This is a genomic window from Flavobacterium ginsenosidimutans (genome assembly GCF_037478105.1).
Taxonomy (GTDB): domain Bacteria; phylum Bacteroidota; class Bacteroidia; order Flavobacteriales; family Flavobacteriaceae; genus Flavobacterium; species Flavobacterium ginsenosidimutans.
Window position 1 is genome coordinate 2,454,322 of the sequence record NZ_CP147988.1, and the last position, 17,217, is coordinate 2,471,538.

At 34.6% G+C, this 17,217-nt stretch carries 13 protein-coding genes; 12 read left to right on the forward strand and 1 reads right to left on the reverse strand.

The features are described 5' to 3' along the window. The first annotated feature begins 4 nt into the window (after positions 1-4). The 12 genes from glmS to V6624_RS10965 all read left to right on the forward strand — a co-directional run bounded on the left by glmS (position 5) and on the right by V6624_RS10965 (position 14,029). Positions 5-1,855: a glutamine--fructose-6-phosphate transaminase (isomerizing) gene (gene glmS, locus V6624_RS10910; protein ID WP_111284964.1), complete on the forward strand. Its 1,851-nt coding sequence runs from the start codon at positions 5-7 to the stop codon at positions 1,853-1,855. A gap of 451 nt (positions 1,856-2,306) precedes the next feature. Then, a complete protein-coding gene (locus V6624_RS10915) occupies positions 2,307-5,135 on the forward strand; it encodes a TonB-dependent receptor domain-containing protein (protein ID WP_338841911.1) in 2,829 nt (942 codons plus the stop codon). Positions 5,136-5,215: 80 nt separating this feature from the next. Continuing rightward, positions 5,216-6,742: an SGNH/GDSL hydrolase family protein gene (locus V6624_RS10920; protein ID WP_338841757.1), complete on the forward strand. Its 1,527-nt coding sequence runs from the start codon at positions 5,216-5,218 to the stop codon at positions 6,740-6,742. 236 nt (positions 6,743-6,978) lie between these two features. Beyond that, positions 6,979-8,490 (forward strand): F0F1 ATP synthase subunit beta, encoded by a 1,512-nt coding sequence (atpD, locus tag V6624_RS10925; RefSeq protein WP_111284967.1) that lies wholly within the window; start codon positions 6,979-6,981, stop codon positions 8,488-8,490. An 82-nt stretch (positions 8,491-8,572) separates the two neighbouring features. Then, entirely contained in the window at positions 8,573-8,854 is a 282-nt protein-coding gene (locus V6624_RS10930) for a FoF1 ATP synthase subunit delta/epsilon (RefSeq protein WP_111284968.1), read from the forward strand. 205 nt (positions 8,855-9,059) lie between these two features. Then, positions 9,060-9,329, forward strand: coding sequence for a hypothetical protein (locus tag V6624_RS10935; protein ID WP_338841758.1), 270 nt, complete (start codon positions 9,060-9,062; stop codon positions 9,327-9,329). A 169-nt stretch (positions 9,330-9,498) separates the two neighbouring features. Next, positions 9,499-9,918, forward strand: coding sequence for a hypothetical protein (locus tag V6624_RS10940; protein WP_338841759.1), 420 nt, complete (start codon positions 9,499-9,501; stop codon positions 9,916-9,918). Between the two features lie 171 nt (positions 9,919-10,089). Continuing rightward, positions 10,090-10,728, forward strand: a complete 639-nt coding sequence (locus V6624_RS10945; RefSeq protein ID WP_338841760.1) for an NAD(P)-dependent oxidoreductase — start codon at positions 10,090-10,092, stop codon at positions 10,726-10,728. Positions 10,729-10,806: 78 nt separating this feature from the next. Further along, positions 10,807-11,973, forward strand: a complete 1,167-nt coding sequence (locus V6624_RS10950) for a pyridoxal phosphate-dependent aminotransferase family protein (RefSeq protein ID WP_338841761.1) — start codon at positions 10,807-10,809, stop codon at positions 11,971-11,973. A 77-nt stretch (positions 11,974-12,050) separates the two neighbouring features. After that, entirely contained in the window at positions 12,051-12,914 is an 864-nt protein-coding gene (locus V6624_RS10955) for a TraB/GumN family protein (RefSeq protein ID WP_338841762.1), read from the forward strand. A 7-nt stretch (positions 12,915-12,921) separates the two neighbouring features. Further along, entirely contained in the window at positions 12,922-13,425 is a 504-nt protein-coding gene (locus tag V6624_RS10960) for an RNA polymerase sigma factor (RefSeq protein WP_338841763.1), read from the forward strand. Then, positions 13,415-14,029, forward strand: coding sequence for a hypothetical protein (locus tag V6624_RS10965; RefSeq protein ID WP_338841764.1), 615 nt, complete (start codon positions 13,415-13,417; stop codon positions 14,027-14,029). The genes V6624_RS10960 and V6624_RS10965 overlap by 11 nt, the downstream gene beginning before the upstream one ends. 47 nt (positions 14,030-14,076) lie before the next feature. Here V6624_RS10965 and V6624_RS10970 read toward each other — a convergent pair whose 3' ends face one another. Further along, positions 14,077-17,154, reverse strand: a complete 3,078-nt coding sequence (locus V6624_RS10970; protein WP_338841765.1) for a DUF7507 domain-containing protein — start codon at positions 17,152-17,154, stop codon at positions 14,077-14,079. Positions 17,155-17,217: the final 63 nt, after the last annotated feature.

Genomic DNA, 17,217 nt, shown 5'->3' on the forward strand with positions numbered 1-17,217 from the left:
ATATATGTGTGGAATTGTTGGATATATCGGTCATAGAGAGGCCTATCCCATTGTTATTAAGGGATTAAAGCGACTCGAGTACAGAGGATATGATAGTGCCGGCGTTATGTTATATGACGAAGAGGCAGGTATCAAACTTTGTAAAACAAAAGGCAAAGTTTCTGATCTGGAAGCTAAAGCGAGTGAAGGTTTTACAACAAATGGAAGTATCGGAATTGGGCACACGCGTTGGGCAACACACGGAGTTCCAAATGATGTGAATTCGCATCCTCATCTTTCAAATTCAGGAGATTTAGTTATCATCCATAACGGAATTATTGAAAATTATGCGCCTCTAAAAGAGGAGCTGATCAAAAGAGGTTACTCTTTTAAATCGGATACAGATACTGAGGTTTTAGTTAATTTAATAGAAGAAGTTCAGAAGAAAGAAAATATTAAATTAGGAAAAGCGGTTCAGATTGCATTAAACCAAGTAGTTGGAGCTTATGCTATTGCTGTTTTTGATAAAAAAAATCCAAACGAACTTGTTGCGGCTAGATTAGGAAGTCCGTTGGCAATTGGAGTTGGAGAAGGCGAGTATTTTGTAGCATCTGATGCATCACCATTTATTGAATATACTTCTAATGCAGTTTATTTAGAAGATGGTGAAATGGCTAATATCAGATTACATAAACCGATTAAAATTAGAAAAATCCACGATGATTCTTTAGTTGATCCTTACATTCAAGAACTTCAAATGAATTTGGAGCAGATTGAAAAAGGTGGTTATGATCACTTCATGCTTAAAGAAATCTACGAGCAGCCAAGTGTAATTAAAGATACATACAGAGGAAGACTTCATGCAAATGAAGGAATTGTTCAGATGGCTGGTGTCGAAGACAATCTGGAGAAATTCTTAAATGCAAAACGTATTCTAATTGTGGCTTGCGGAACTTCTTGGCACGCAGGTCTAGTGGCAGAATATATTTTTGAAGAGTTTACGCGTATTCCTGTTGAAGTAGAATATGCTTCTGAATTTAGATACAGAAATCCAATTATCAATAAAGATGACGTAGTAATCGCGATTTCACAATCTGGTGAAACTGCAGATACTATGGCTGCAATTAAATTGGCTAAAGAAAACGGAGCGTTTGTATTTGGAGTTTGTAACGTAGTTGGATCTTCTATTTCTAGAGAAAGTCATGCAGGTGCTTATACGCACGCAGGGCCAGAAATTGGAGTAGCTTCTACTAAAGCTTTTACTACTCAAATCACTGTTTTAACCATGATTGCTTTGAGATTAGGAAAAGCTAAAGGAACTTTATCAAATACAGATTTCCATACTTACCTTCAAGAATTAGAAATCATTCCTGAGAAAGTATCTGAGGCATTAGAAACGAATGATAAAGCAAAAGAAATTGCTGCTGCTTTTAAAGACTCTCCAAACTGTCTTTATTTAGGTAGAGGATATAATTTTCCAGTTGCTTTAGAAGGAGCTTTAAAATTAAAAGAGATCTCTTATATACACGCAGAAGGATATCCAGCTGCCGAAATGAAACACGGCCCAATTGCTTTAATTGACGAATTTATGCCAGTTATTGTTATTGCTCCTAAACAAGGGCACTATGACAAGATTGTAAGTAACATTCAGGAAATTAAATCAAGAAGCGGTAAAATCATTGCAGTTGTTACAAAAGGAGATACTCAAGTACGCGAATTGGCAGATTATGTAATTGAAATTCCAGAAACTTCAGATGCATTATCGCCATTGGTTACTACTATTCCGTTGCAATTACTTTCTTATTACATTGCTGTAATGAGAGGTTGTAATGTTGATCAGCCTCGTAACTTAGCGAAGTCGGTTACTGTAGAATAAATTTATTTATCCAGATATAATAGTTTTAAAAAGCGAGATTTAGGTCTCGCTTTTTTTTATGTCTTATGATTTATGTTAATTATAAAATTTATAAAAACGACCAAATAAAGTTAAACTAAACTAAACTCTTAAACTAAACTCTAAGTAAGTTTAAAAGTTTAAAAATGTTAAAATAGCGAGATTTAGGTCTCGCTTTTTTTTATTATCAGAAATTTTTTTCTGGATATGTATTTTTATGAAATTTTCAAAAATTTGATAAAAAATTATATGTATGCATAGTATATTGATTTTTCTTTTGTATTTCTTTGTTTTTATTTTAATAAATTGAATTGATGAATAGTTAAAATATTGTACAAATTGATGAAAAATATCAATTTTATTTAACGTTTTTTTATGCATATTAAAATATTTATGTATTTTGGCTACATATACTAACGAAAAAACTACCCAAATGAGAGTCTACTTGCTAATTATGTTGTTATTCAGCGGAATATCTTTTGCGCAGAATACAATTACAGGTTCGGTTACAGATGGTACCAAACAATCTATTCCAGGAGCTAATGTTGTCGTTGTTGGAGAAAATAGTGGTACTTCCACTGATTTTGATGGTTCATTTAAATTGACGACCAATTCTAAACTGCCTTTTTCAATAAAAGTTTCGGCAGTAGGATTTGTGTCTAAAACAATTAGTGTGACATCAACAAATCAGAAGTTAAGTGTTATTTTAACAGATGAAGAAAACAAATTAGATGAAATTGTAGTTTCTGCATCTAGAACACCAGAGAGAGTTCTGGAATCTCCAGTAACAATTGAAAGAATGGGGGTTCAGGAAATCAAAAAAACAGCTTCGCCTTCTTTTTATGATGGTTTAGAAAATATGAAAGAGGTGCAGATGAACACTAGTAGTATGTCATTCAAGTCAATCAACACTAGAGGATTTGCAACTGTTGCGAATACTCGTTTCATGCAGTTGGTAGACGGAATGGATAACTCGTCTCCTTTGTTGAACTTTGTTTTAGGAAATATGATTGGGGTTTCGGAAGTTGATGTTCAAAGCGTGGAATTGCTTCCTGGGGCATCATCTGCTTTATATGGAGCAAATGCTTTCAATGGAATTTTATTTATGACAAGTAAAAGTCCGTTTACAAATCCAGGTATTTCAACTTATTTTAAATATGGAGCAACTTCGCAAGAGGCGGCAGGTACAAATGGGTATTATGATTTTGGTATTCGATTGGCTCATGCTTTCAATAAATACTTTGCTGCAAAAGCGAACTTTACCTATATGCAGGCTACAGATTGGTACGCAACAAATTATAACGATAAAACAAGAGGCGGTCTCGATAGAACAGATCCTAGTTATGATGGTATAAACGTATATGGTGATGAGGCTTCTACAAACATTAAAGGTGTTGGTTTAAAGCTAGAGGCAATGGGGTTGATTCCAGCTGGTGCATCTAACCTTTTGCCAAATTCAACTGTTAGTAGAACGGGGTATAATGAGATTGATTTAACAGATAATAAAGCTGCGAATAAGAAGGTAGATTTCTCTTTGCATGGAAGGCCTTTTGGAGACGAAAGATTGGAAATTATCTGGCAAAGTAAATTTGGTACAGGTAATGCCGTTTATCAAGGTGCAAACAGATATTATTTAAATGACTTTTTTATGCAACAGCATAAATTAGAATTTAAAGGGAAAAACTTTTTCGTAAGAGGGTATATGACTGCAGAAGATGGAGGACATTCTTATGATATGGTTTTTACAGGTATTAACGTAAACAGAAAATGGAAAGATGATAATACTTGGTTTGGTCAATATGCTGGAGCTTATATTCAAGGAACTTTGGCAGGTATGACACCGCAACAGGCTCATGCAACTGCTAGAGCTACAGCAGATACTGGTCGTTTCTTGCCAGGAACACCTGAATTTAAAAATGCGTTTAATCAAGTTATAAGTGATCCAGATGTTCTTAGCGGATCAAGATTGGTAGATAATTCTAAAATGTATCATTCTGATGCAAATTATAATTTTAGAGATATTATAAAATTTGCTGAAATTCAAGTTGGAGGTTCTTTCAGAGCATACGAACTTAACTCACACGGAAGAATTTATACTGATGCTGATAGCCCAATTAACTATAATGAGTATGGAGCGTATGCACAATTGATGAAAAAATTTATGGACGACAGATTGAAGTTTACAGGATCTCTTCGTTATGATAAATCTAAAAACTTTGATGGTAATTATTCTCCACGTTTATCTCTTGTATATTCTGCTGGAGAAAAAAGAAATCACAATTTCAGAGGGTCTTTTCAAACAGGTTTTAGAAATCCAACAACTCAAGATCAGTATATAGGTTTTAATATTGGAAATGCAGTACTGCTTGGTTCTGCTCCAGATAACTTGGTTAGATTCAATGAAACTTTTACTCTTAGCGCAGAAGGGCAGGCATATGTAGGAAGTCCAACAAAAGTTATGAATGGTAACGATGCTTATGGGAATTCTTATATAGCAAGTTCGGTAACTGCATTTTCAGCAATGGCGGGAACAGACCCAGTTGCAGCTGCGGCGTTGTTGAAAAAATCTAGAGCTAATTATGTAAAACCTGAAGAAGTAAAAGCTTTTGAATTGGGTTATCGTTCTATTTTTGAAGGTACATCAATAGATCTTAATGGATACTATAATATTTACAACGACTTTATTGGTAATTTAAATGTAGTTTCTCCTTTCTATGGAACTGCTCAGGATAATCCGAATATAGCGGCAGGTGTTTCCGATCCAGGTGTTCAGTCAATTAGAGCGCTTCAAAACGGAGAATATAGAGCGTATCAATTGTATACAAATTCAGATGTAGAAATACATTCATTAGGATTTGGAGTTGGGCTTTCTAGAAAAATAATTGCCGACTTTGAATTAGGGGTGAATTACAACTATGCTCAATTTGATTTTGATCAAGCAAAAGATCCAAGTTTTGAGCCTGGATTTAATACGCCAAAACATAGAATTAAAATGTCAGTTGGAAATGATAAGCTGTTTAAAAATTTCGGATTTAATGTTAGCGGAAGATGGAACAGTGAATATTTATGGCAGGCTGGTTTTGCTGATGGTATAATTAAATCTGCTACGGTAATTGATGCTCAGATAAACTATGGAATTCCAAAGTTGAAATCTGTTGTAAAATTAGGAGCGGCTAATATTGGCGGTAAAGAATACTACCAAGTTATTGGAGCTGGATTAATCGGACAGCAATATTTTGCTTCTTGGACTATTAACCCATAATTATTAATTCTAAGTCAAATTCATTATTGATGTTTCTTAATATAAAATTTGGAAACAGGTAATTATAAAAATATTAAGTTATGATAAAAAATTTCAAATGGCTTTTATTGGTTTCGTTAACCTTTATGGCTTGTAATAGTGATGACGATGTAGCTCCTGTTGTCGAGTCGTCTGATGGTAAACCTTTGACTGCGGGTAGTGCTGATTTTTCAAAGTATGTTGCTTTAGGTGATTCTTTTGCTGCAGGTTTTAGTGATAATGCTCTGTTTATAAAAGGACAAGAGGGAGCGTATCCAAATATTTTGGCGCAGCAGTTTGCTTTAGTGGGAGGGGGTGAGTTTAAAACGCCTTTTGCAAATGATAATATTGGAGGATTATTATTGGGAGGAAATGTTATAAGTGGACCACGTCTGTATCTTAACGGTACGCCAGTTCCAGTTGAAGGAGTGCCAACGACTGAGGTTACAGCACATTTATCGGGAACATTTAATAACTTAGGGGTTCCTGGAGCTAAAAGTTTTCATTTGCTAGCTCCTGGTTATGGCGATGTTGCTGGAGTTGCTTTAGGAAAGGCAAATCCATATTTTGCTCGTTTTGCGTCGAGTGCAACAACAACTGTTTTGGCAGATGCTTTAAGTCAGAATCCTACTTTTTTCTCGCTTTGGATTGGAGGAAACGATGAGTTAGGTTATGCAACTGCTGGTGGAGATCCTGCTGTGAATCCTTTAACGCCTCCTGCAACTTTTGAAGCGGCATATAAAGGCTTGGTTGCTCAGCTTGTTGCTGGCGGAAGAAAAGGAGTTATTGCTAATCTTCCGAATATAACAACTCTTCCTCATTTTCATGTAATTGTATATAATCAGCTTACTCAAGCAAATTTAACGGTTGAAGGAGTTAATATGGTTGCGGCTTTAAATGCTCAATTATATGGTCCTTTGCATAATGCGTTAGCCTATTTAGGGCAAGGAGATAGAATTAAGCTTTTGTCTACAACAGAAAATAATCCGTTATTAATTGTTGATGAAAACTTGCCAGATCTTTCTGCAAATCTAAAAGCGGTATTAATGGGCGGTGGATTAGATGCTACAACTGCTACAGTAATGGGACAGATTTTTGGAAAAGCAAGACAAGCGGTATCTACAGATTTAATTTGTTTAGGTGCTTCTTCTAGAATAGGTAAAGCTCCGAGCGTGCCAGCAGACGGAATTGCTTCTCCTTCTCCTTCTTTGTCACAATTAGGAATTACTTTCCCTTTGCCAGACAGATATGTTTTATTGCCTTCTGAAGTAGATGAGATAGAAGCGGCTACAATAGCTTACAATTTGGTAATTGAGGCAGCGGCAGAAGCAAATGGTTTGGCTTTTGTTGATGCTAAAACACTTATGGATCAATTAAATTCGTCAAACGGAATTACGGCAAACAATTTTACATTAAAATCAACATTTGTTACTGGAGGTATGTTTTCTTTAGATGGAGTTCACCCTTCTCCAAGGGGGTATGCTTTTATTGCTAATAAATTTATAGAAGCAATTAATGCGAAATATGGTTCGAACTTAAAAGGAGTTAATATTGGTAATTATCCGGTTTTATTTCCTGCTACATTATAATTAAAGCTATTTTTTTAACTTTAAAAACCGCTCATTTTTAAGATGCAGCGGTTTTTTCTTTTAGTAAAAAAAATGCTGTTTTTGTTATTTTTTAGGCAAGTTTTATGAATCAAACAAAATCATGGTATTTTTTATGAAAAAAAAATTGATTTTATATTTTAAAAAATTATCTTTGCGCTCTGAAAAAAGAGGTATTTTCGATAAACCTAAATAGCTATTTAATAAATACATAAGTAATGTCAAAAGTAATAGGAAAAGTTGCTCAAATCATTGGACCAGTAGTAGACGTAGTTTTCAACGGTAAAGATGTTGAACTTCCAAAAATTTATGATTCACTAGAAATCACTAAAAAAGACGGAACTATTTTAGTTCTAGAAGTACAATCTCATATTGGTGAAAACACTGTTCGTACCATTTCTATGGATTCAACAGACGGTTTAAGTAGAGGATATGAAGTAGTTGGAACTGGAAATCCAATCCAAATGCCAATCGGTCCAGATGTATATGGAAGATTATTTAATGTTGTTGGAGATGCCATTGACGGTTTAGGCGAATTGCCAAAAACTGGAGAGAACGGTCTGCCAATTCACAGACCAGCACCAAAATTTGAAGAATTATCAACTTCATCTGAAGTTTTATTTACAGGTATCAAAGTAATCGATTTGATCGAGCCTTATGCAAAAGGAGGAAAAATTGGATTGTTTGGTGGTGCAGGTGTTGGTAAAACAGTATTGATTCAGGAGTTGATCAACAATATCGCAAAAGGTCACGGTGGACTTTCAGTATTCGCAGGAGTAGGTGAAAGAACACGTGAAGGAAATGACTTGCTTCGTGAGATGTTAGAGTCAGGAATTATTAAATACGGTGATGATTTCATGCACTCTATGGAAAATGGAGGATGGGATTTATCTAAAGTAGATATGCCAGGAATGAGAGAGTCTAAAGCTACTTTCGTTTTCGGACAAATGAATGAGCCACCTGGAGCTCGTGCACGTGTGGCACTTTCAGGATTATCTATCGCTGAGTACTTCCGTGATGGAGCTGGATCAGACCAAGGAAAAGACGTATTATTCTTCGTTGATAACATCTTCCGTTTTACACAAGCAGGTTCTGAGGTATCAGCACTTTTAGGGCGTATGCCATCTGCGGTAGGTTACCAACCAACATTAGCAACTGAGATGGGTGCTATGCAAGAGCGTATTACATCTACAAACAAAGGATCTATTACATCTGTACAAGCGGTTTACGTTCCTGCGGATGACTTAACTGACCCGGCGCCAGCTACAACTTTCGCGCACTTAGATGCAACAACTGTATTGTCACGTAAAATTGCTGAGTTAGGTATTTATCCTGCGGTTGACCCATTAGATTCAACTTCAAGAATTTTGACTCCTCAAATTTTAGGAAACGAGCACTACGATTGTGCGCAAAGAGTAAAAGAAATTCTTCAAAAATACAAACAATTACAAGATATCATCGCGATCTTAGGTATGGAGGAGTTATCTGAAGAAGATAAACTTGCAGTATCTAGAGCACGTCGTGTACAACGTTTCTTGTCTCAGCCATTCCACGTAGCAGAGCAATTTACAGGTATCCCAGGTGTATTAGTTGATATTAAAGATACTATCAAAGGATTCAACATGATTATCGATGGTGAGTTAGATCACCTTCCAGAAGCTGCTTTCAACTTGAAAGGTTCTATTCAAGATGCAATCGAAGCTGGAGAGAAAATGTTGGCTGAAGCTTAATATAAATTATGAATTATGAGTTATAAATTATGAGTTTCTACTCACTTATAACTCATAACTTATAACTCATAACTCAAAAAAAATGATTTTAGAAATAGTATCACCAGAAGCGAAATTATTTTCAGGAGAGGTAACTTCGGTTAGCTTACCAGGAGTTAATGGAAGCTTTCAGATTTTAAATCATCACGCGCCAATTGTTTCTATCTTAGAAGAAGGAACTATTAAAATTGCAGCTCCAAGCTTCAATTTTTCTAAAGAGGCTGCTGATAAATTCACGAGAGTTAATGACCAAACTTATACTTTAGAGATTAAGTCAGGAACAATCGAAATGAAAAACAATAAGATAATTGTATTAGTTGACTAAAACAATTTCAAAATAAGCTAAAAAGCCAGACAGTATTGTCTGGCTTTTTATTTTTGTGAACTTAAGAAAGTGGATACTGTAATACTATTTTTTGCCATAGAGATTTATGTATTTTGTAATATAAATAATATACTTTGAAAAATAAGTAAGAAATTATTTAATATAATATATATTTGTAGCTCTATTAACATTTAAACCACTTATTATGAAAAGAGTTTTTTTAGGAATGCTATTGTTAGCACTAGGATTTGGAACAATGTCTTTTGCTTCGAGTTCTACTAGTATTATTAAGATTTCAGCAGAAGCTGTAAATGTTGAATTTGGTCCAACTTATACTGCACCTTGGTTAGGGATCTGCTGTGAGTCACCACTTACTGCAGTTGAGCGCGATATTGCGAAACGTGGCTATCCTGCTACCACTCAATATACTATTAATAGCACAACAAGTAATACGGTGACTTATACGATTAATTAAATTGTTTAAAATTTAGTTAAGTAAATATATTTTAAGCCAGATTTTAAAGTCTGGCTTTTTTTATTTTTGGCAAATGGAAGAACTAGAATTTGATCAATTGATTTATGTTTCGAAAAGACCTTTTTGGCATTTTCTGATTGCATTGCCATTATATTATTTTTCAATTTCAATGATTTTTAAAACCTTGGATCTCTTTTCGTCAGGAAAAATAATTGAAGTACTGAAATTTGTTTTGGCAACATTTTTTATGTTAATCTGTGCGGCAGGACTGACTTTTACAAAAAGAGTTTATACAAGTTCCAAACTGAAGACAGTTAGATTTAATTTTACTCTGTTTAAGATTCCATTATGTAAAGATTCTGTTTTTAAAAATGTACAATACATATCGGTATATAAAAATCATTCAGATCGCGACTTTGAAATATATATATGGTTATCTGAAACAAAGAAAAAGTCGATCTCTGTTCATTTAGATTTGAAATCTGCATTTAGTTATGCATTAAAAATAGCAGATGGTTTGCAGGTTAATTTACTAGATGCTACTGAGAAAGGAAACTTTAAATGGGTAGAAAAAGAAAAAACACAATAAATTGAAAGTCAGACGTTTTGTTTGGCTTTTTTATTTTATTACTTTTGAAGTATTAAAATCTCTTTATAAAATATTTGGTCAATAGTAAGAGCTCAGTAAGCTTTTACAGTTTTGCTTCATGATTAGAAAATGAAGCATAATTTTTTATGTCAAATTTTATAAAGAATATATATGAAAAATATATCAAAAGTTGCTGTTCTTGGCGGCGGCGGAAGAACTGGAAAATATCTTGTAAACCAGTTATTAGAAAACGGATTTAGTGTAAAACTGCTATTAAGAAATCCAGACGACTTTACTATTCAAAATTCAAAAATAGAAATTATAAAAGGTGATGCTATTGATGAAGAATCTATAAATGTATTGCTTAAGGATTGTCAGGCCGTATTGAGTACAATTGGACAAAGGCCTGGAGAGCCAATGGTGGCAAGCCAGGCGACGAAAAATATTCTGAAAGCGATGGACAAATATGATATTCAAAGATATGTTTTGCTGGCAGGACTGAATATTGATACGCCATTTGATAAAAAAAGTCCGAAAACAATTATGGCGACTGATTGGATGAAAACGAATTTTCCTGAAATCCAAAAAGACCGACAATTAACTTATGATCTTTTGGTTGAAAGTAAAATAGATTGGACGCAAGTTCGAGTTCCGTTAATCATTTTTTCAGATGAAACTGCTCAAATCTCTGTAAACTTGGAAGATTGTTTGGGAGAAAAGATTTCAGCTTTTGATATTTCGAGGTTCATAGTGAAAGAGATGATCGAATCACATTATATCAGACAATCACCTTTTATTAGTGCAATTTAAATCTTAAATTTATACAGCGGATCTTAATAGTATCCGCTGTTTTATTTTGTTGTAATTTCAATTGCATAACTTTGTTTTATGAAAATACCTGAAAATCTTAACCAGAAAATCGAAAATAGAAAGGTGAATAACCTTTTTAGGAAACTGCCTGTTTTTACTAATCTGGTAGATTTTTCTTCAAATGATTATATCGGATTTTCTAAATCAGAAATTATTTTCAAGCACACTCATGCCTATTTACTAGAAAATGAAATGCTGCAAAATGGAGCAACAGGTTCAAGATTGATTACAGGAAACCACTCTCTATATCAAATTGCAGAAAATTATATAGCGCAATTTCATGATGCAGAAGCTACTTTAATTTTTAATTCGGGACACAATGCCAATTTAGGTTTTTTTAGCGCCGTACCGCAAGAAAATGATGTTGTTTTGTATGATGAATTATGTCATGCTTCAATAAAAGATGGAATTGCAATGTCGAACGCTCAATCGCACCATTTTATCCATAATGATATTGAAGATTTGGAACGTCTTATTCTTAAATTCCCAACTACCAATATTTACATTGTAACAGAAACTGTTTTTTCGATGGACGGTGATAGTCCGAATTTAGAAGAACTGATTCAGCTTTCAGAAAAGTACCATTGTTATTTGGTTGTTGATGAAGCCCATGCATTAGGCGTTTTTGGAGAAAAAGGAGAAGGCATGACGCAGTATTTACAATTGCACGATCGTTTTTTTGCTCGAATAGTGACTTTTGGTAAAGGTTTAGGATGTCAAGGCGCGGCTGTTTTAGGATCTGTAGAACTAAAAGAATATCTTGTGAATTTTGCAAGAAGCTTTATTTTCAGTACAGGTTTATCTCCACATTCTGTCGCAACAATTTTTACAGCTTATCAGCAATTAGAAATTGAAAAAGAAACAAGAGAAAAGCTGCGTCAGAATATTGTGTTTTTTAATCAGCAGAAAAATTTGCTGGGTTTAAAACCAATGTTCGTTCATAGTAAATCTCCAATACATTCTGCTATAGTTCCAGGAAATGAAAACGTAAAAAAGTTAGCGCAGGAACTTCAAGATAAAGGATTCGATGTGCAGGCGATTCTTTCGCCAATTGTTCCAGAGGGCCAGGAGCGTCTTCGTTTTTGTATCCACAGTTATAATTCTCAGGAAGAAATTAATCAGGTTTTAGAATTAGTTAGAGACTTTGTTTTTTTAAATTCTGATTTTTCCAAAACTTTAATTTGAAAAAAGAGTAAAGTTTTTTGTAACGTTTCGTTTATTCGATTACTTACAAGCTGTAATCAAATAAACCACATTAAATCATGAAAACCAGATTTCAATTTATAGTTACAGTACTTGCATTCTTCTTTGTTTGTGTTATTTCAGCCCAAACAAAAACTCCAAAACTTGAAAATTCTCTTCTTTGGGAGGTTTCGGGAAAAGGACTTCAAAAATCTTCTTATTTGTACGGAACAATTCATATGATCTGTTCAAAAGATTATTTTTTATCTGAAAAAGCCAAAAACGCTTTTGAAAAATCGGATAAATTGTTTTTAGAAATCAACTTTACAGACCCGAACGAAATGAGCCAAATGCAGCAATTGGCGATGGGAAAAGAGCCGTTGAGCAAAAAGCTAACTCCAGAACAGCTGGCTAAACTAGATTCAATTTTGAAAAAGAGTACAGGAATGTCGGTTCAGCAAGTAGATAGTTTTAGCCTTTTGACTGTTTTGAGTTTGATTTCTATTAAGAGTTTTGGCTGTACAGATTTAAAGTTTTATGAAATGGAATTCTCGGATGCAGCCAAAAAAAGAAATGTTTCTATTGCGGGATTAGAATCTGTTAAATCTCAATTTGAAATTTTTGAAAATGCTTATTCTAATGATGAAATGCTGGCGCTTTTAGAAGAATCAACTCCTGATGAAACAGTTGAATTGGTCGATGCTTATAAAAATGAAAATATCGAAGCCATGTATGCAGTTAGTACAGATAAACGATTTACAAGTGAAAAAACTAAAAAGCAGATTCTTGATAACAGAAATCTAAACTGGGTAAAACAAATACCGGAGTTAACAAAGCAAAATAGTGTTTTTATAGCAGTTGGAGCGGCGCATTTAGGAGGTGAGTATGGAGTTATTAATTTATTGAGAAAAGAAGGATATACTGTAAAACCTGTAATGAATTAAATCTGTTTTGAGAGAGAAAGAACAAGAGTTTTTAAATCGGATAGAAAGCCATAAAGGAATTTTGTATAAAGTTTCTAAGATGTATATGGATAATTCTGATGACCAGCAGGATTTGTTTCAGGAAATTGTATGCCAGCTCTGGAAATCTTATGAGTCTTTTCGAAATGAAAGCCAGTTTTCGACTTGGATGTACAGAGTGGCAGTAAATACAGCAATTGTCTTTCTGAAAAAAGAAAAACGGAAAGTAGATAAATATGAAATTACTTCGGAGAATGTTAAAGATGATGAAGGTGATTCTCATATAAAAGAAAGTCAGTTGGATCATTTTTACAAAGCGGTACAGAAACTCGAAAAAATAGATAAGGCCATAATTTTTTATCAGTTAGAAGGTTTCTCTCATAAAGAAATAGGAGAGAACTTAGGAATTTCTGAAGGAAATGCGAGAGTAAAACTTAATAGAGCCAAGGAAAAATTAAAAGAAATTATAAAAAATCAGGGATATGGATTTTAACGATATACAAAATGCATGGAATAACGAAAAGCCAGAAAACGTTATTCTACCAAAAAATTTAGAAAAGATTCAATCGGCCAATATGCCATTGGATAAAATCAGAAGAAATCTTAAAAATGAATTTGTTTATCAAATAATATCTATGTTTTTTTTGGGGACTATTCCGCTGATTTGTCATTTTAATGCACAAATGTTTTTTTTGTATTATTTGATTTATAGTTTGTTTTTGGCGGTTTGCGTTTATTATTTAGTAAAATTATATTTCTTTTTTAAACGGTTAAATGCAACAACTTTGAAAACAAAAGACAGTTTGTATGAGACTTATTTTGATATTAGACTAAATATGGAATTGTATAAAACATTTGGGTTTTCGCTAACTCCCTTTTTGGTTATTTATCTATTAGGATTTTATTTTTACGGTCTCTCTAAGACTTCGGGTTTATCAAATTTTGAATTTTCTAATGGACAATTAATAGGTTTCTTTGCGATTGTTGTTTTTACAGTGCTATCTATGGGAATTTCTTTAGAATGGTGGGTTCAAAAGTTTTATGGAAAATATGCCAAAGAAATAAAAAAAGTAATTGACGAATTGAAAGAAGAATAAAAAAGAAAAACCCATCATTAAGATGGGTTTTTTTATAGCTAAAAATATTAATGAAGTATAATTTTCTTTTTAGAAACGTAGCCATTCTGGAGATTGGCTTTTACAAATAAAACCTGATTTCCTGTTTGTAAATTAGAAATCTGTAATTCGGTACTGTTGATTTTCTTTTTGCTAAAGATTTCTTGACCAAGAACATTGTAAATCACCACATCATTAATCGATTCTTTTGATGAAGAAACTTTGATTACTTTGTTTTTTACAGAAACTGTTATTCCATCAGAAAGATTCTCAAACTCTTCATTCCCTAAAGTTTTATTGGTGTACTTAAGGGTAAAGCGATCTGTGAAGGTTCCAATAGCTGTATTGAAAGTATAATTTCCGGCACGAAGATCGGTTACCGTTCCCGCTGTCTTGTCTTCCAGATAGACTTCCTGAGTGTCAAAGAATCCGTCCGCCTGGTCAATTGCAATTGTCATATCGCCCGCAATGGCTGATTTATATCCCAGCGGAATCACTTCCGTATTGTCAAATGGAAGCGCGCGTCCCTGAATAGTCAATTTCTTTGTTCCATTGATGGTGTAGAAATCTACATAAGAATTTGATCCCATCGTTGCCGCATCGTAGTTTACGTCGATATCGTTTGTCGCTCCCTGCGCATAGCCAAGCAGAACCTGTTTGTAGGCACCTTCGGTATTGCTCAGAGTCATCCACAGGCGGTTCTTCTCCACACTCTCTGTTTTTGCAGTTTTGTAGAATTGCGTGTTATTGCCGTCCACACGCATTACATTGGTGAAGTTCAGAGTCGCAGTGGTCGGCTTGCAGATGAATCCCTGTCCCGCCGCAATGTATCCCTGGAACTGCTGCCCGTCAAGCTCTGCGCCTCCGGCACCTCCCAAAAGGTTGAAGACTGCAAAATCTGCACTGGCGTAAGTGTACACATTGCTTCCTGCCTGTTTTGTCGGAGTCGAGTTATGCGTCCATAAATATAGCGCGCCTAAATCGGTATTGGCATTTATTAAAGCCACTGCATCCACAGCAGAAGGATATGGATTGCCCACAAGATTCCATTTCCCTTGAGAAACCGGCGCAGGTATATCTCCATTGTTTGGAATACCTGTAAACTGCCCTGTGAAAACTGAAGGACTGTTGATGTCAAAAGTCTGAGGGGCTCTTATGCTGAATCCTCTTCCTATTGCCATATCCATTTTCCCGTTGTAATCGATCACCCATTTTAGATCAGAATCATAATAGTAGTATTTGTCATAAAGGGTGTTTGGCGAAAAATCGTGCAGGGTGAAGTTTGATTTCGTAACTGGGGTTGACCAGTATGTAAGATCATATCGGCGAACTGATGTTTCTCTTTTGTAGATAATCTCTCCAGTATTGACTGCATTGGTAGTCTGGATCAGACTTGAGTTGTTTTCAAATATCAGCTGTCCGTTTGTTGTTACAGCATTTGTAATTCTTAAAGTTACGCCTGTATGAATTGTAACAATAGCACCAGAATTAACAGTTAAGGCACACATAGAAGTGCTTGCTGTAAAAGGTTGATTTGGTGTTGTTGATGCAATAATAGCTCTTTTGGTTAAATCTGGAGCACCACTTGACCATGCTGATCCGTTCCAAGTAGTTGTAGATTCATTGCTTATTGTTACGCTAGATGTAGTTGGAGAATTACAACCGCCAACACTCACTCTAAACGCATAAGATCCAACAGCTAAATTTGGAACTGTAAACGTGGTTCCGCTACCATTATAAGTTGCAGAAGCAGTTCCAGTTTGTGTTATCTGCCAAGTTCCTAAAGCCGGAAGATTAGTTAAATCAACGCTTCCTGCACTAGGACAGGTTACATTATGAGTAGCACTTACAGTAGGAGGTGCAAGTAAAATAGTTATAGTCGCATTATTATTGTTGTAATCATCTCCCGAAATATCTGTAACGGTATTTAAAGAGGGATCAGTTCCAGTAACTGTTGCCGAATTAATAATTCTTCCTGCTGCAACATCTGCTGCAGTAATGGTGTAAGTTGCAGTTATTGTTGCTGTTTGACCAACTGCTAGAGAAGAAATTAAATTACTCGAAAATACAATTCCGGGCAGTGGATCTGAAACACTGATATTAGTAATTGGAACTTGTCCAGTATTTTTTATATCGAAACTGTAAGTTATTTGATCGCCAGCTTTACCGCATGATGATAATGTAGCTTTTTTTACCATACTTAAATCAGCAATTTTAAGTGAACTTGTATTGAAAGCAATAAAAGCGCAATCAGAACTTCCTGAAAAGACAACTACAAAACGATCAACTTGTGCTGCATTTGCTGAAGTAATACCAAACGCACTCGTTTCGATTCCCAGCATTCTAATATCTCTTGTTGCTGCAGGTGTAAAAGACACTGCACCATCAGTTGCTCTAAATAAATCTAAACTGTAAGTTCCAATAACCGAAACAGAACTAAAATTAACAGATATTTGATTACCAACAGTATTGCCAGAAGCATCAACAAATTTAAAAATGTCTGCTGATCCTCCCGTGTCTGCAACCTGAGTAACAATTATATCTGGAATATTATCATTTATTCCAACTAAATTTAAATTGTTTGTTCCAATTTTAAATTCGGAAGAACCACTTGGAATATTTGCGATTCCTGTTCCAAGGCTTAATCCATTATTGCCATCTGTAAGTCTTGACGCTCTTTCGCTTCCAGTAGGTACAGTTCCTGCTAGTGGAGGAGTCAGCACAGTTGCAGTTGCCGATCCATCTATCATTGAACCTTGGAGAAAATATGTATTTGTAGTTGCTCCTAAAGTTTGAATTTTTAAGGCTCTAAAATTTTGTGCTTCAAAAGTAACAGCGTTAGCAGTTAATTTGCTATCATCTACACCAGTTGAAAAGGTTTTTCCTCTCCACTCAAACGCTAGTAAATTATTAACATTATCAGGACGGTTTCCTACTCCTGTTGCTGCATTGGAAGTCCAGTAATTGGTTCCACTTTTATTCCAGTCAGTATGAATTCTGGTGATCGTGTTACTTTGACTAGTTACTTTTAAAGATATCAGAAAAACGAGAATACTAATTTTTTTTAATAATAAAGAACGAGAATTCGATGGCTTTTTTGTGCTCATGAAGTTGGTTAAGATTAGTTGATAAAGGGTCTCTTTTTGGTAAGCTTTTTTTTAATTATTATT

What these genes read in the sequence shown, in the direction of transcription:
- glmS (WP_111284964.1), top strand. Translation starts at nt 5, where the DNA reads ATGTGTGGAATTGTTGGATATATCGGTCATAGAGAGGCCTATCCCATT.
- V6624_RS10915 (WP_338841911.1), top strand. Translation starts at nt 2,307, where the DNA reads ATGAGAGTCTACTTGCTAATTATGTTGTTATTCAGCGGAATATCTTTT.
- V6624_RS10920 (WP_338841757.1), top strand. Translation starts at nt 5,216, where the DNA reads ATGATAAAAAATTTCAAATGGCTTTTATTGGTTTCGTTAACCTTTATG.
- atpD (WP_111284967.1), top strand. Translation starts at nt 6,979, where the DNA reads ATGTCAAAAGTAATAGGAAAAGTTGCTCAAATCATTGGACCAGTAGTA.
- V6624_RS10930 (WP_111284968.1), top strand. Translation starts at nt 8,573, where the DNA reads ATGATTTTAGAAATAGTATCACCAGAAGCGAAATTATTTTCAGGAGAG.
- V6624_RS10935 (WP_338841758.1), top strand. Translation starts at nt 9,060, where the DNA reads ATGAAAAGAGTTTTTTTAGGAATGCTATTGTTAGCACTAGGATTTGGA.
- V6624_RS10940 (WP_338841759.1), top strand. Translation starts at nt 9,499, where the DNA reads ATGATTTTTAAAACCTTGGATCTCTTTTCGTCAGGAAAAATAATTGAA.
- V6624_RS10945 (WP_338841760.1), top strand. Translation starts at nt 10,090, where the DNA reads ATGAAAAATATATCAAAAGTTGCTGTTCTTGGCGGCGGCGGAAGAACT.
- V6624_RS10950 (WP_338841761.1), top strand. Translation starts at nt 10,807, where the DNA reads ATGAAAATACCTGAAAATCTTAACCAGAAAATCGAAAATAGAAAGGTG.
- V6624_RS10955 (WP_338841762.1), top strand. Translation starts at nt 12,051, where the DNA reads ATGAAAACCAGATTTCAATTTATAGTTACAGTACTTGCATTCTTCTTT.
- V6624_RS10965 (WP_338841764.1), top strand. Translation starts at nt 13,415, where the DNA reads ATGGATTTTAACGATATACAAAATGCATGGAATAACGAAAAGCCAGAA.
- V6624_RS10970 (WP_338841765.1), bottom strand. Translation starts at nt 17,154, where the DNA reads ATGAGCACAAAAAAGCCATCGAATTCTCGTTCTTTATTATTAAAAAAA.